A 15,002-nucleotide genomic window follows, 5' to 3' on the forward strand; every position below is an offset into this window, starting at 1 on the left:
AAATCCTAGCCATGTTGGATTCCTTGTACTTGTGTGGGTATGAGGGGGTAAAATTTGAAATTATGCATTCTTTGCATAATTCTTTATCGGTGGCGCAAAAATTTGTAAACCCCGCGAAATCGGAGTTTACAAGCCCCAGCGCACCGCGCAGGCTATGGATGCGGGAATTACCCCTCCATGTACGCCGTTCAGGATTATGCACGAATACCAACCACCCGGAACCGCCCCCGAGTAGAACCCCGAGTAAAAACTGGGGCGAACCGACGCAGGAAAGAGAAATACGTGACACAGCAGCCAACGCAGCACAACTCCGTCACCGGCCTAGACTCCGAAGCTGAGCACTCCAAGCTCCAGCGCGGACTGAGCTACCGACACATCCAGCTGATCGCTATCGGCGGCGCCATCGGTACCGGCCTGTTCCTCGGCTCGGCGAAGACCATTGCCCTGACCGGCCCCTCCATCGTCTTTGTGTACGCGATTATTGGTAGCGTCATCTACTTTGTTCTGCGCGCCATGGGTGAGATTCTGCTCTCCAACCCCAAGTACAAGTCCTTCACCGACTTCATTACCGACATCCTCGGCCTGCGCGCCGGCTTCTTCGTCGGCTGGTCGTACTGGTTCTTCTGGGTTGTCACGGGTATTGCGGACGTCATCGCAATCACCGGCTACGTGCAATACTGGCTACCCGACATGCCCAAATTCATTCCGGCACTCGTCGTCATTGTCGCGCTGCTGTTGCTGAACCTGCCCTCGGTGAAGAACTTCGGCGAAATCGAATTCTGGTTCGCAGTCATTAAAATCGTCGCGATTGTCGCCCTCATTATTGTTGGTGCGCTCATGGTCGCCTTCAGCTTCACCAGCCCCGACGGTACTACCGCTTCCGTAACCCACCTGTGGGACCACCCCGGCCCCTCCGGTAGCGGTATCTTCACCCAGGGCGTGACCGGCTTCCTGGGCTCCTTCCAGATTGCTCTCTTCGCCTTCGTGGGTGCTGAGCTCGTCGGTACCGCCGTGGCTGAGACCAAGCACCCCGAGCGCACCCTGCCCAAGGCTATTAATGCTGTGCCTTTCCGCATTGCGCTTTTCTACGCTGTGCCGCTGATGACCATCCTCGCCGTGACCCCCTGGGACAAGCTGGATAAGTCCATGAGCCCCTTCGTGGGTATGTTCTCCCTGGCTGGCATTGCTGTTGCCGCATCGCTGGTGAACTTCGTGGTGCTGACCTCCGCGGCATCTTCTGCGAACTCCGGTATCTTCTCGACCTCCCGCATGGTCTACGGTCTGGCACACGACGGCGCCGCACCCTCCGCACTGGGCAAGCTCACCAAGAACGGTGTGCCCGCCAACGCCCTGTACCTGACCACCGTGCTGCTGCTGTTCAGCCTGGTCATGCTGTACGCCGGTAGCGGCATTATGGAGGCGTTCACCGTGGTGACCTCCGTGGCGTCGATGATGGGTATCTTCACCTGGAGTATGATCCTGATTGCGTACCTGGTCTACCGTAAGAAGTTCCCCGAACGCCACGAGGCATCCGTATACAAGATGCCCTGGGGTATTGGTATGAGCTGGTTTGGTCTGGTCTTCTTTGCTGTTATGGTCTACGCCCTGAGCCTGTACCCGGACACCGCAATCGGTCTGGCGCTGACCCCCATCTGGTTCATCGCTCTGGCTATTGGCTACGAGATTCTGACCCGCCACCATGCGGCGAAGCGTGCTCGCGCACTGGCCGCCGAGAAGCCTGCTGAAGAGGCTGCTCAGAAGTAATTCTGTTCTTTCTGCGGCGCTGTTGGTAAGCCCCGTTTCTGCATTCTTTGAGGATGCGGAGGCGGGGCTTTCGCGTGCCCTCATGCCTGCCTGTTTACGTTCCGGGCGGCATTTTTTACACTGCTTGATATGACGTGAATAATAGAAATAGGTCACATTTTTGCCGTAAATCCTGTTTTCTTGCACTTAACACCTGTAGAATAACTATCCAAGTAGCTGTGAGGGCTCTCAGAAAAACTCCGCGTCAATCGATAGCGTGACACTTCCGAATGCCGCGCGGTATCTGATAGAGCTCTAGCCTCGCCCCGAAATCCGGGGACACCCCGCAAGCAAATGGCCGCATAAACATACAGTGACCGTGCCCGCTGCGATCTAACGATTCTTATTCCAGTAACGGCACATGCGGTACGGGGTACAACCGCTGAAAAGAGGACGTCGTGACTGAACAGAACAACGTCAGCCTGAATCCTAAAGCTCCCGAACAGGGAGAGCGACTGCACCGCGGTCTAAGCAACCGCCACATCCAGCTCATCGCAATCGGCGGTGCCATCGGTACCGGCCTGTTCATGGGCTCCGGTCGCGCCATCTCCATGGCGGGTCCCTCAGTTATTTTCGTGTACATGCTCATCGGCGCCGTCATCTTCCTGGTGCTGCGAGCTATGGGCGAAATCCTGCTCTCCAACCTGAGGTACAAGTCCTTCTCCGACTTCACCACCGACCTCGTCGGCCCCATGGCCGGGTTCTTCCTCGGCTGGTCCTACTGGTTCATGTGGGTGGTCACCGCCGTCGCGGACATCATCGCAATCGTCGGCTACCTGCACATGTGGTGGCCCGACCTGCAAGCCTGGATCCCGGCGCTCGCCGTCATCGCTGTTCTGCTGACCCTGAACCTGGTCTCCGTAAAGAACTTCGGCGAAATCGAATTCTGGTTCTCCATGATTAAGATCGTCGCCATCGTCGCCCTGATTATCGTTGGCGGCGGCATGATCGCCGTCGGCTTCACCTCGCCCAGTGGTGCGCAGGCATCCGTCGCAAACCTCTGGAACGACGGCGGAATGTTCCCCAACCACCTGATTGGCTTCCTCGGTGCATTCCAGATTGCCGTCTTCGCGTTCATGGGCTCCGAGCTCGTCGGTACCACCGCCGCAGAAACCCAGGACCCCGAAAAGACCCTGCCCAAGGCAATTAACGCCGTGCCGGTACGTATTATGGTCTTCTACGTGGGCGCGCTCGCCGTCATCCTGATGGTCACCCCCTGGCGCCTGGTCAGCCCCGATAAGAGTCCCTTCGTCGCCATGTTCACTCTGGCGGGCCTGGGCATCGCCGCGCACATCATCAACTTCGTGGTGATTACCAGCGCAACCTCCTCGGCGAACTCCGGTATCTTCTCCACCTCGCGTATGGCATTCGGCCTGGCACGCGAGCGCAGTGCACCGCAGTTCCTGGGCAAGATTTCCAAGAACGGTGTGCCGCGTAACGCGCTGTTCCTTTCCGCCGTCATGCTGCTGTCCTCGATTGTGCTGCTCTACGCGGGCGACTCGATCTCTCGTGCGTTCAACCTGGTCACCACCGCGGCTGCGGTGCTCGTGATTTTCGCATGGGCCATGATTATGGTCAGCTACCTGATGTACCGCAAGAAGTTCCCCTCGCGCCACAAGAAGTCGAAGTTCCGTCTGCCCGGCGGCCGTTTCTCCGCGTGGCTGTCGCTGGCGTTCTTCGCCTTCACCATTGGTGTGCTGACCATGAACGAGGAAACCCTCATGGGTCTGCTCGCGATGCCCGTCTGGTTCGTGATTCTGGGTATCGGCTGGGTCTTCAAGCGCCGCGCTGATGCCCGCCGTCACGAAGCAATCTCGACCCGCACCGCGCAGATTGCGATTGTGGAGGCTTCCGAGATTTTCTCGGCACGCTAAACACCCACGCTAAGCAACCCACGCTAAGCCACATCGGCTATCGGTACCGGCTACTCACCGGCTACCGGTGCATGCGTAAAGCCCGCGTCACCTGCTCCTCTCAGGGAGCGGGGGACGCGGGCTTTCGCTGTCTCCAGGGATGAACCCGACGAGAGGCTCGCGGGAGTGCGCTTAGAGAGGCGCCACCTCAGCCTCTTCGGCAAGCGGGTCGTTGTCGTCATCGGTGCGGTAGAAATCCCAGCGTTCACAACCGCAACCCGAACGCATCGCCTCAATGACGGCGGCAGCTGCCTCCAGCGGGTCGAGCGCGTGCAGGTTCCACAGCGCATGCACCGGTACCGGGTGCCTCCAGCCGTGCTCCTGCAGGAACTCCGGGTCGAATGCGGGTAGCGCCTCGACGGTGGGTTCGAGCTCGCAGAGGAAGCCGGTGGGGGAGCGGAAAACCGTCACCACGGGGGTCGGGTCGGCATCTTCCAGGCAGGCTCCGTCGAAGAAGTAGTAGGTGCTCAGACGGCGGTTCCAGGCAAGCTGCGCGAGGCGTTCGCCGAAGACTTCCACCGTCTGCTCCCACCGGGTGCGGTGGTACGCCGCAAGGTCGGTGTGGGCGGTCTGCACCACGCCGATGCCCTGCTCGGTAAGTTCGCGGGCGCTCAGACGCGCGGGCTCTGCCGGTTCTGCCGGTTCCGTGGGAGCGTCCGCAGGGGGGCCGTCCGTGGTATCCAACTCTGCTAGTTCTGCTTCGGGGAGCTCAGCGTTAGTCAGCGCAGCGTCAGCGTTAGTTAGCTCAGCGTCGAGGAGCTCAAGCTCCTCAGCGGCACTCGACTCAGCAGCGCTCGCCTCAGCGGCACCCGACTCCACGGCAGCTGCGTTGGCTTCGTTCCTCGTCCACAGGCGCAGCTCGCGGGCAATCTGCGTGCGTCCGCGGTGCAGGGTCGTCTGCCAGGAGCCGAACTTGGCGCGTACCGCACCCAGGGGCGGCACCTGCTCAATGAGTGTGGGAATGGTAGACCAGTAGCCGTAGTTCAGCGCCGTCGGCTCGCGGTCGTATCGGGCGCAATAGCTCAAAAAGAGGCTCAGAGTCTTCTGCGCAAAATCCTCGGGTACCGCCGCGGCGTCGATATACCACTCGTTCTCGAGCGCCTCCGCCGGGTAGATGCCGGTGCGGAGCATACCCAGGGACCAGTCGCCGTCACCGAGGTAATCGTTGACGGTCTGAACCGGTGCCGGCCACGCCGATTCGCCCTCCATGCTGGAGGCGAGCAGGGTGTACAGGCTACCGCCCTCGGTGCCGATTTCTTCCAAGCCGCGCAGTCGGATGTCCTCGAGGGTCTGCGCGTAGGCTTCTTCCTCCAACTGGGAGTAGGGGTGTGCGGCAAGGTACTTGAGCGTTGCGCCAATCTTCGCCAGAACGTGCGCAATGTCTTCATTGTTGAAGTGGCGTGCCTCCAGCGCGGACGGCAGGTCGTGAATAATATCGCAATCAAGAATCAGCGCCGCGTACTCGGGCTCCGGAGGCAGATCGTAGGCTTCCGCGAAAACGTACCAGAGGCCGCATGCGAGCACCGTGTAGCTCGGGGCGTCTGCCGTGACCGGGCCAAACTGCCAGATGCCGGAGCTCAGCGCATAGTTCAGGTACTTCTTGTTGATGTGCGGGTACAGAAAGTTGAGGCGGCGGAGAACCTGGGTAGGGGTGAACCCCAGCGCGGCGAGTTCGGCGATGAGCTCCGCGTACTCGTCGTGAAAATCTAAGTAGCCCTCCGGCGCGTTTGATAGCGCGGCTTGTTCGCGCATGGGTCCCTCTTTCATCTGCGGGATGTGGCGGCACCTTGTCGTACCGCGCCGCCGAAACCCTGAATGTGTGCACGCAGATAAGGGCGTTTGCCTGGTGTGAGGCCACCCCTTATCTGCACGAATAAGAGATATTTTTTCAAAAAATATGCTCTTTTATCTAAATTTATCGCTGAAACTAAGCACTATTCAAATACATGAACCCCTAACACGGTTTCTTACGGAAAGATGACAATATTTAGCGCACCCACAGGGCAAAATGTGCGTAAAGACTCGTAATCTGCACTAGAAGATGCGATAGAAAAATATGCTTGCCCGCACCCACATAGGCGAGCAAAATACGCCCCGCGCTGACTCTTTTCTCAGCATTACCGGCCAACCCATGAGCCGCGGCGAAATATGCGAAACTGGAAGGATGAGCGAACACCCCCTCCCGAGCAGCATCCGCCCGCGTGCGGATCGAGCTGCAGACCCCGCGCCCAGCAGCGCCGCCGGCAACGAACCCAGCAGCGCCGCACACCGCGAAAAACACGAAACCGGCGGCAAGACTGAGCAGCCCGCCGAGCACCTCATCAACGCGCTCGCCGTAGAAACCGGTATCGCGCCGCACCGCATCCGCGCAGCCGTGGCGCTGCTCGACGCCGACAACTCCGTACCCTTCATCGCCCGCTACCGCAAAGAAGCAACGGGCGCACTCACCGACACCCAGCTGCGCACCATCCAGTCGCGCCTGGGCCAGCTCCGCGCCCTCGAAGAGCGCCGCAACCGCGTGCTCGAAGCGCTCACCGAACGCGCCGACGAAGGCCTCATCGACCCGCTCACCCTGCTGCAGCTGCGTTCCTCGCTCATGAACGCCGCCACTATCGCAGACGTGAACGCCATCTACGCCCCGTACCGCAGCGAGCGCGTGACCCGCGCCCAGATGGCGCGTGCCGCCGGGCTTGATTCCCTCGTCGAAGACCTGCTGGAGGTGCCCCTCGCCGAGGCGCACGCCATCGCTGCCGCGTACATTACCGACGGCACCGAAAACGACGAAGACGAGAGCATTGAGGTTGCAGAGGCGGACGAGGCCCTGCAGATTCACAGTGCCGAAGAGGCCCTTGACGGTGCCCGCGCGATTCTGGTTGACCGCGCCCTCACCGACCCGGTGCTGAGCGAAAAGCTCCTTAAGCGCCTGCGTGAAGGCGGCGTGATTGAGTCCCGCGTGATTGCAGGTCAGGAAAGCATTGGTGCGAAGTTCTCCGACTATTTCGCCTTCTCGGACCGTATTCGTTCCATTCCGCCGCACCGCGTGCTGGCGCTGCACCGCGCCAAGGACGCCGGCGTGGTGCGCCTCAAGGTGGATGTGGCACCCGCCCCCATGGCGCTTAGCCGCCTGCGCGGTGCCGCCCGCGCTGAAGCTGAGGCTGCCGCCGAAAATTACGAGAACGTCCGTTCTGCATACGAGCGTGAAGTCGCCGCCGCGCTACGCATCCCCGTGCAGGTGCTCAACACCGTCGACGACGAAGACCGCGTACTCGGCTGGCTCGCCGCCACCGTGCGCACCGCATGGCGCAGCCACCTGCGCCCGCGCCTTGCCGAACGCATCCGCCACCAGCTACTCGACGCCGCCGCACAGCACGCGACAGAGGTGTTCGCCTCCAACCTGCGCGATATTCTGCTCGCCGCACCCGCCGGACACAAGACCACCCTCGGCCTGGATCCTGGCCTGCGCCACGGCGTGAAATACGCCGTGGTTGACGGAACCGGTGAGCCGTTGCGCGTGGGCACCGTCTACCCGCACGCCCCGCGCAACCAATGGGCAGAAGCACTGCGCGAGCTCGCCGCCGCCTGCCGCGATTACGGCGTGGAACTCATCGCCATTGGCAACGGCACCGCAAGCCGCGAAACCGACAAGCTCGCCAGCGAACTAATCCGCGCCCTGCGCGAGGAAGGCGCAGAAGCACCTCAGAAGGTGACCGTCTCGGAGGCGGGCGCCTCCGTCTACTCCGCCTCCGCGCTCGCAGCCGCCGAGCTGCCCGACTACGACGTGACCGTACGCGGTGCCGTCTCCATTGCCCGCCGCCTGCAAGATCCGCTCGCCGAGCTCGTCAAAATCGACCCGCAGTCCATCGGCGTGGGCCAGTACCAGCACGACGTGCCACCCGCTGCCCTGCGCCGCGCCCTCAACGACACCGTCGAAGACTGCGTGAACGCCGTGGGCGTGAATCTCAACAGCGCCTCCGTGCAGCTGCTCGCGCACGTAGCGGGCGTGGGAACCGCAACCGCCGAACGCATCGTTGCCTACCGCACCGAACACGGCGCCTTCGCGAACCGTCAGCAGCTGCTGAACGTGCCGCGACTGGGGGCGAAAACCTTCCGCCAGGCGGCAGGATTCATCCGCATCCGCGGCGGGGAGGAGCCGCTGGATACCTCCGCCGTGCACCCGGAAGCGTACCCGCTCGCGCGCCGCATTATTGCCGACGCGCAGGCACGCAACGGCGCCCACTGGGTTGCCGGCGCCCTGGGTACCTCGGATGGAACCGACCCGCTCGCCGGGCTGAACCCCGCCGACTACGTGCAGGACAGCCACGAGCAGGACGGCCACGTGCCGGAGAGCATGGAAGCCACCGCCGGCGTGTACACGGTCGAGGACATCTTCGCCGAGCTACGCCGCCCCGGCCTAGACCCGCGCGGTAGCTTCCGCACCGCCCGCTTCTCCGAGTCCGTCTCGCACTTCGAGGACGTGCGCCCCGGCATGGTGCTCGAGGGCACCGTCTCGAACGTGGCAGCATTCGGCGCGTTCGTGGATATTGGCGTGCACCAGGACGGCCTCGTGCACATCTCGCAGATGAGCCGCGGCTACGTGGCGAACCCGCACGACATTGTGCGCAGCGGCGACATCGTGCAGGTGCGCGTGGTGGAGGTTGACCCGGCGCGCCGCCGCATCTCCCTCTCTCTGCTGGTAGAGGACGAGAACTAGCGGGGGGAGAGTGCGAGTATTCGCCGACTTATTGGGCAATCCAAGAATGATTGTTCGCTAAAAATTCAGCTTCCGCAAGAGTGCACAAAAGCCCCGACAAGCACTATCCGTGCCTGTCGGGGCTTTATGTAGGTTCGATTCGAGCTATACGCCCGAGCTACACCTTAGAAGTCGATGTTCGCCGGGTCAGCGCCAATACGACCCTCGGGGGTAGAAAGCGCATCCACAGCCGCGATGTCCTCGGCGGTCAGCTTCACGTTCACCGACGCCAGGTTCTCCTCAATGCGGGAGGGGGTCACAGACTTCGGGATAGCCACGGTGCCCTTAGCCAGGTGCCACGCCAGCACAACCTGCGCGGGGGTTGCGCCGTGACGCTCCGCGATCTCAGCCAGCACGGGGTTCTGCAGCAGATCGCTGCCGTTGCCCAGCGGGCTCCACGCCTCGGTCACGATGCCGTACTCGGCGTGAACGGCGCGCAGCGCCTCCTGCGAGAAGTAGGGGTGCAGCTCAATCTGGTGGATGGCCGGAACCACGCCGGTCTTCTCGATGATCTCGCGTAGCTGCTCCTCGGGGAAGTTCGAAACACCAATGGAACGGACCTTACCCTGCTTCTGCAGCTCAATCAGCGCGCGCCAGGAATCCAGGTACAGGCCCTGCTGCGGCTTGGCCCAGTGAATCAGGTACAGGTCAACGTAGTCGGTGCCCAGCTTCTCCAGGGAAGCCTCGAACGCCTCGAAAGCGCTCTCGTAGCCCTGGTCGGAGTTCCACAGCTTGGTGGTGAGGAAGATGTCCTCGCGAGCCACGCCGGAGTTAGCGATAGCGCAGCCCACGCCCACCTCGTTGCCGTAGATAGCGGCGGTGTCGACGTGACGGTAGCCGATCTCCAGGGCGGTGCCCACGACCTTCTCGGCGACCTCGTCCTCAACCTGCCACACGCCGTAGCCCAGCTGGGGGATGCTACGGCCATCGTTGAACTTTACGTTCGGTACGTTGTAGCTCATGCTGCTCCTTAGAGTGGGGGAGGCGGCGCCTCCGTAAGTAGTCCTTCAAGGCTACGCCCCAGAGCCCCCGTTGAGAAGGGCCGGGCCAGAATCGGGCGTGAATCTAGCCTGAGGCGTAACCAGATGACAAAAAATGACGGGGGCCATAAATACTGCTCAGACTCGAGGGCTACCGCTCAGACTCGAGGGCGGCTACCGCTCGACAGCCGGCGCGAAGAGCTCGCGCACATCCTCAGCCGTCACCGCCGCGGAGGCGAACTCGCCCTCACCGACCACCGCATCGAAGAGCGCGGCCTTCGACTCCTTGAGCTGCATGACCTTCTCCTCAATCGTGCCCTCGGCGACCAGGCGGTAGACGTGCACCTCCTTGTCCTGGCCGATGCGGTGAATACGGTCCACCGCCTGCTGCTCGGCGGCGGGGTTCCACCACGGATCCATGATGAACACGTGATCCGCCTCGGTCAGGTTCAGACCGAAACCGCCAGCCTTGAGCGAAATGAGGAACACCGGCTCCTGACCGCTCGTGAACGCCTCGATGACCTCGGCGCGGTTACGGGTCGAACCATCCAGGTACAGGTGGCCGATACCTTCCTCAGCCAGGCGCGCCGAAATGCTCTTGAGGTAGCCGGTGAACTGGCTGAACACCAGCACACGGTGGCCCCTCTCGAGCAGGTTGGGTAGCTGCTGAACCAGGTAGTCACGCTTGACCGACGACACCCCGGCGTAGGCTTCCGGATCAATCAGCGCGGCATCCAGCGCCAGGCGGCGCAGCAGGGTTAGCGACTGGAAGATTGTGAATCGGTTCTTGTCCATGTCCTCCAGCAGACCCAGTACCTTCTGGCGTTCACGCTGCAGATGCGTGTCATAGATGCGGCGGTGACCGGGAGCCAGCGGCAGGTTCACGCGCGTATCGTTCTTCGCCGGAAGCTCCGCCGCCACCAGCTCCTTGGTGCGGCGCAGCATGAGCGGGCGGATGCGCCGGCGCAGACGAGCAGCCGTCGCCGCGGCGTGCGCAGGGTCCTCACCGGACTCCGCCGGGCGAGCGTACAGGTCACGGAACGCACGGGCGGAGGGGAACAGGCCGTCCGCCACAATCGCCAGCAACGCCCACAGCTCCATGAGGTTGTTCTCAATGGGCGTGCCGGTCATCGCGATCTTGGTGCGGGCGGGCATTGCGCGGGCGATGGACCAGGCGCGGGTGCCGGTGTTTTTAACGAATTGCGCCTCGTCCAGCAGGAGCGCACCCCAGCCTTCGGGGGCGGACTGCTCTCCCGTGGAATCGTCAACGGTACGGCCTAGCGTGCGGGCGTAGCCGGTGTAGGCCTCCTCGTCCATGCGCAGCAGCGTGTAGCTGGTTAGCACCAGGTGCGCCCCGGCGATGCGCTCGGACAGCGGGGTCTTACCGGCGGTGGTTTCGGTGATGGTCACGACCTTCGCCTCGGGCAGGAAACGTTCCGCCTCCGCCGCCCAGTTGGTGATGACGGAGGTCGGGGCAACCACGAGGAAGGGTGCGAACGGCTCGACGCTCTCACCGCGCTCAGCAGCACGTTCGGAGGCGGCACGGTGCTCCTCGATCGCGTGGGCGAGTAGGGCGAGAGTCTGCACGGTCTTACCCAGACCCATATCGTCGGCGAGAATACCGCCCAGCCGCTGCTCGTACAGGAAGGACAGCCACTGGAAACCCTCCACCTGGTAGGGACGCAGGGTCGCCTGCAGACCGGTGGGTACCGGGCGCTGAGCGATAACCCGACGGGAGGTCTTCTGAGGTGCGGGGGAATCCTGAACGCCCTTGTCAGGTACTTTTTCAGTGCCCTTTTCGGAGTTCTCTTCGGTGCTTTCCTCAGCATCCTCCAGACCCTCAACCAGCTGTAGCAGTGAACGCACCTGAGCATCCCACCGCGCGGTCGTATGCACGCTCGCCGCCAGTGACTCCAGCTCAGAGAACAGCCCCGCCTGGTGACGGTTAATGCGCAGCTCACCGCCCGCATCGTCGAGTTCGCGAGCCTCCGCGATGAGGGTGCGCAGGGTCTTAAACTCGGGTCGACGCAGCGAGAAATAGGTGCCGTTACCGAGCAGAATACGGTCCGCCCCGCGGTCGAGCGCCTCAAAAATCTGGGCGAACGGCACGGTCCAATTATTGACCTTCACCGCAATGCCCAGGCCGAACCAGTCACGAGAATTGCCCTCGCTCACGGTGATTTCAACGAGCGCGTCGGTCGCTTCCACGAACTGTGGCGGGGTGCCGTTAAAACGCACCTGAACAGCGGAAACACGGCGAAGCTTCGGCAGAATCGCACTGAGCAACTCACGGGTTTCCCAGCCTTCGATGCGGCGCTCCTCCAGCCCGGAAAGCGCCGGGTGGGCGGCAAGAATTGCGCGCACCGAACGCAGTACGCGCGCCTCAAAACGCTCATCGCGAACCTCGCCGCCCTCTTCACCGGGGTAACCGAAAACGGGCAGGGAGTACACATCGGAGGCACCCGCAGAGTCCTGTGCGCTCGCCTCCTGTGCGCTCGCCTCACTAGCAGCTTCATCAGCGCTATCCTCCGCGAAGGGGTTCAGTGGGTACTCCCAACGCCAGCTCAGCTGCGCGTCGTGGCGTACCTGCTCGTCAAAGCTGATTTCAAGCACCAGATGCGGCGGCTTCACGCGCGGCAGCGCCAGCGCCGGGTCGGGGGTCAACGAAGGAATGGAACGGCTGAGCGCGGGCAGGTATTCCTTCTGGAACGTGGCGCGTTCCGCGGCGGGAATGTGCACGGTTCCGGCGCTAATGAGTGATTCGGAGGCGGCATCGAGCGGCTCGACCAGGGGGATGAGCGCCAGCTCCACGCCCTCGGGCAGTTCGGGTACGGCGGGGGAGTAACGCACCCGTTCACCCTGCGCCGGGTTATTCTGCACCGGGTTATTCTGCGCAGGGGCAATCGTCGGTGCGCTATTCTCAACTTCCTCAGTAGGAGCCTCCTGCGCGTCCTTTTGGGCAGTCTTTTGCACGAAAGATTCGCGGCCCACTTCGTCCAGCGCGCCGGGGCGGGCGGTCTTCCAGTGCACCGCCTTTGCCGCCTGCTCGTACTCCTGCTGGGCGAGCCCGCCCAGGGCGAAGAAGCCGGTGCGCGGGGTGCCGATGGGGTGGCAGTGCGCGGCGGGCAGCCAGAGCTGGCGCAGCAATTCGCCTTCGCGTCCTTCCCAGCTGAGCGCGGCTTGAAGTTGTAGGCCGGTGCCTTCTGTGTGATTCTCAGCGCTGGCGTGCAGGCGCACCTGTGCGGGGCTCAGCACGGCGTAGTTCACCTCGCGACCGTTGACGAGCAGAGGCAGGCCAATATCCTCCGCGCGGGCGAGTACATCCCAGAGCAGAGTGGAGGCAGATGCGCTAATCGAGATCCAGTCGCGGTGCGAGGAATACATGTTCTGCCAGGGGCGGGCGATTGAGTAGAGCTCAGCGAAGAATCGTTCGTGTTCGGGGTAGATTTCGTGCCGTCCGACGGGTCCGCCCACGCTGGAGGCGAAGGTTTCCCAGCTGAGGCCGCCCTTGATCCAGCGCCCGGTTTTGGACGCCATGAGCGGGCGGGCGAGCAGGTTAATGCTGGGGGTTGCGCCGGGCATATTGCGGCCGCGCGCGTAGGAGCCGGAGACGCTCAGCGAGAAATCCAGGGCGCCGCTCACGCGCATCGAATCAATGCCCGCAAGGTCTTGACGTGCGGAAAGAACGGATGAGAGGTCGCGCCGCCAGGCAGAAATCTTGGAGGTGGAACCATCGAGCACGGTGGGGGAAGAGCCTAGGTCATTGAGCGCCAAGCTTCCCTGAGGGTTTTCGGGCTCGGCAGTCTCCGCGTCGGGTGCGGGCAGTTTCGCCGCGGTGGTGAGTGCACCGGAGGCGCGTAGTGCCGCAAGCGGGTCGGCGGCTTTCTTCGCCTCCGCAACGTCCGCGCTCTTTGAATCTGCGGATCCCTTTGCTGCTGATCCCTTTGCGTCTGTCGCACCCTTCGCAGCGGTAGCCTTCGTTACGGCACCGGGTACGCCGACCGGCCCGGGGTGTTCGCTGAGCGCCTTTTTCGCTACGGAGGCGCGGTCGAGCGCGGTGAGCATGAGCGCTACGGCGTGCTTGCAGTCGGTGAGCACGGGGCAGGTGCAGCGGGCGGTGAAGGTTGCGGAGCCGCTGACGGCGGGGAAGAAACGAATGGTCACTTCGTAGGGGATGATGGTGCTTCCGTTGACGAGCCCGGTGAGGGTTCGCTCGTCTTCGTCGTAGCTGTAGCGGATGACTTCGCGGTTGCGCTGGTAGGCGACACCGCGCTGGTAGGTGCGGTGCCCGGCCTGGCGAATAATCTGCGGTACGGTGACGGGAATTTCGGGGAAGGGGTTGTTGGCGCTCACCAGCTCATTATCGCGTATTGTGCGGGTATGCGCCTTGTCGCCGGTCATCGCCGGGTGGGTGTGCGGGATGTGTTTTTGATGCACAAAAACACCTATATTTACATAAATTATTCCGCACAGTATCAAAAATTCACGCCATTTAAAACGTTCTCACAAGCCAAAACGCTAATAATCTAAATCTCTTTCACAAAACGCTTTACTTAACTTGAGAAAATGCTGTAAGCTAAACCCAGCTTCAAGAGTTTCGACTGATAAGCTCCGACTATGGTCGAACGCCAACCCCATGTTCACGGGTGGCTCGGATGACGAAGCGGTTTGTATTCACCACCGGAATAACCGGTGGTAATTGGTACAGACAAGAGCAACGCGAAAGGATCGCGCCACTCACGGCGCAGGTTGTCACATGTACAACGGCTCTGCAACCGAAGCAGCAATCTCTCTGAACCCCTCCCGCTCCTACCAGGAAAGCCTGCGTGCCGCAGCTGTCCCCGCGCGAGGCGGATACACCGCAGTCAGCATTGACGATTACTCCCGCATTTCTTCTAAGCGCGACGAGTTCCTGAACTTCCTTCTTCTGCCGAACCCCGAGGGCATCCCCGCTATTGAGTACGCCGGTCTGCGCGTAGCGTAGCATTAGGGGTATGAATTTCTCCGGTATGCTCCTGGACTCCGACGTTCTTGCGGAGATCCGTAAGGCGGATCCAGACCCCGCCGTGGTCGCTTTTCTGCGCCGCCGCTCGTTCCGACACATGTACATTTCTGTGCTGAGCATTGGTGAGCTGAAGGGCCTGTACCCCTACCCGGAAACTGATCGTTGGATTACCGAACTTCTTGAGCGCTTTGGCGACCACGTTATTAATGTGGATGCGCGCGTGAGCCTCGAGTGGGCGGGCCGTCAGGCGCCGCGCGGCGTGCATGCCGTGGGTCGTGATGATGCCGGTCCGCTGCCTACCGCCGCCCTGGAGGGTCTGATGGCGGCGAGTGCGAGCGCCTATGATTTGGAGCTGATTTCTTCTAAGGCGCAGGTGTACCGCGCCTGGGGTGTTGAAGCTTCCAACCCGTGGACTGAGCAGTAAAACTTCGCCTGATACGCGTCCTCGCGTGTGCGTCTGGATGAATACCTGTGCGAATAGTTGTGAGAACCCGCTTTCGAGTGTTAATCGGAGGCGGGTTTCGTCGTTAATTCGTGGCATGATTGAAGGA

The 15,002-nt window shown here is 62.2% G+C and carries 8 protein-coding genes and 1 riboswitch; of the genes, 5 read left to right on the forward strand and 3 right to left on the reverse strand.

Features of this window, described 5'->3' with window-relative positions:
* Positions 1–282: 282 nt before the first annotated feature.
* On the forward strand, positions 283–1,764 hold the full coding sequence (locus HMPREF2999_RS04300) for an amino acid permease (RefSeq protein WP_070676083.1): 1,482 nt from the start codon (positions 283–285) through the stop codon (positions 1,762–1,764).
* 437 nt (positions 1,765–2,201) lie between these two features.
* Positions 2,202–3,677, forward strand: a complete 1,476-nt coding sequence (locus tag HMPREF2999_RS04305; protein ID WP_070676084.1) for an amino acid permease — start codon at positions 2,202–2,204, stop codon at positions 3,675–3,677.
* Positions 3,678–3,848: 171 nt separating this feature from the next.
* On the opposite strand, the gene HMPREF2999_RS04310 is transcribed toward HMPREF2999_RS04305, so the two are convergent.
* Positions 3,849–5,468 carry a dehydrogenase gene (locus HMPREF2999_RS04310; protein WP_070676085.1) on the reverse strand — a complete coding sequence of 540 codons (1,620 nt, stop codon included), beginning with the start codon at positions 5,466–5,468 and terminating at the stop codon, positions 3,849–3,851.
* A 412-nt stretch (positions 5,469–5,880) separates the two neighbouring features.
* On the opposite strand from HMPREF2999_RS04310, the gene HMPREF2999_RS04315 reads away from it, so the two are divergent.
* Positions 5,881–8,427 (forward strand): helix-hairpin-helix domain-containing protein, encoded by a 2,547-nt coding sequence (locus tag HMPREF2999_RS04315; RefSeq protein WP_210399537.1) that lies wholly within the window; start codon positions 5,881–5,883, stop codon positions 8,425–8,427.
* A gap of 164 nt (positions 8,428–8,591) precedes the next feature.
* On the opposite strand, the gene HMPREF2999_RS04320 is transcribed toward HMPREF2999_RS04315, so the two are convergent.
* Together HMPREF2999_RS04320 and HMPREF2999_RS04325 are read right to left on the reverse strand one after the other, a co-directional pair.
* Positions 8,592–9,428 (reverse strand): aldo/keto reductase, encoded by an 837-nt coding sequence (locus HMPREF2999_RS04320; protein WP_070676086.1) that lies wholly within the window; start codon positions 9,426–9,428, stop codon positions 8,592–8,594.
* Between the two features lie 192 nt (positions 9,429–9,620).
* A complete protein-coding gene (locus HMPREF2999_RS04325; protein ID WP_070676087.1) occupies positions 9,621–13,847 on the reverse strand; it encodes a DEAD/DEAH box helicase in 4,227 nt (1,408 codons plus the stop codon).
* 185 nt (positions 13,848–14,032) lie between these two features.
* Positions 14,033–14,167: riboswitch (SAM riboswitch) on the forward strand.
* A gap of 35 nt (positions 14,168–14,202) precedes the next feature.
* Here HMPREF2999_RS04325 and HMPREF2999_RS04330 point away from each other — a divergent pair.
* On the forward strand, positions 14,203–14,430 hold the full coding sequence (locus HMPREF2999_RS04330; RefSeq protein ID WP_005506796.1) for a hypothetical protein: 228 nt from the start codon (positions 14,203–14,205) through the stop codon (positions 14,428–14,430).
* Between the two features lie 10 nt (positions 14,431–14,440).
* Complete coding sequence (locus HMPREF2999_RS04335; RefSeq protein ID WP_005508979.1) at positions 14,441–14,875, forward strand: PIN domain-containing protein; 435 nt, start codon at positions 14,441–14,443, stop codon at positions 14,873–14,875.
* The last annotated feature ends 127 nt before the right edge of the window (positions 14,876–15,002 follow it).

Origin of the sequence: Rothia sp. HMSC066H02 (assembly GCF_001814995.1) — a bacterium.
GTDB classification, from domain to species: domain Bacteria; phylum Actinomycetota; class Actinomycetes; order Actinomycetales; family Micrococcaceae; genus Rothia; species Rothia mucilaginosa.

Excerpts from the sequence above, each read along its gene's own strand:
- HMPREF2999_RS04330 (WP_005506796.1), top strand. The coding sequence starts at position 14,203 with ATGTACAACGGCTCTGCAACCGAAGCAGCAATCTCTCTGAACCCCTCC.
- HMPREF2999_RS04315 (WP_210399537.1), top strand. The coding sequence starts at position 5,881 with ATGAGCGAACACCCCCTCCCGAGCAGCATCCGCCCGCGTGCGGATCGA.
- HMPREF2999_RS04320 (WP_070676086.1), bottom strand. The coding sequence starts at position 9,428 with ATGAGCTACAACGTACCGAACGTAAAGTTCAACGATGGCCGTAGCATC.
- HMPREF2999_RS04310 (WP_070676085.1), bottom strand. The coding sequence starts at position 5,468 with ATGCGCGAACAAGCCGCGCTATCAAACGCGCCGGAGGGCTACTTAGAT.
- HMPREF2999_RS04335 (WP_005508979.1), top strand. The coding sequence starts at position 14,441 with ATGAATTTCTCCGGTATGCTCCTGGACTCCGACGTTCTTGCGGAGATC.
- HMPREF2999_RS04325 (WP_070676087.1), bottom strand. The coding sequence starts at position 13,847 with ATGACCGGCGACAAGGCGCATACCCGCACAATACGCGATAATGAGCTG.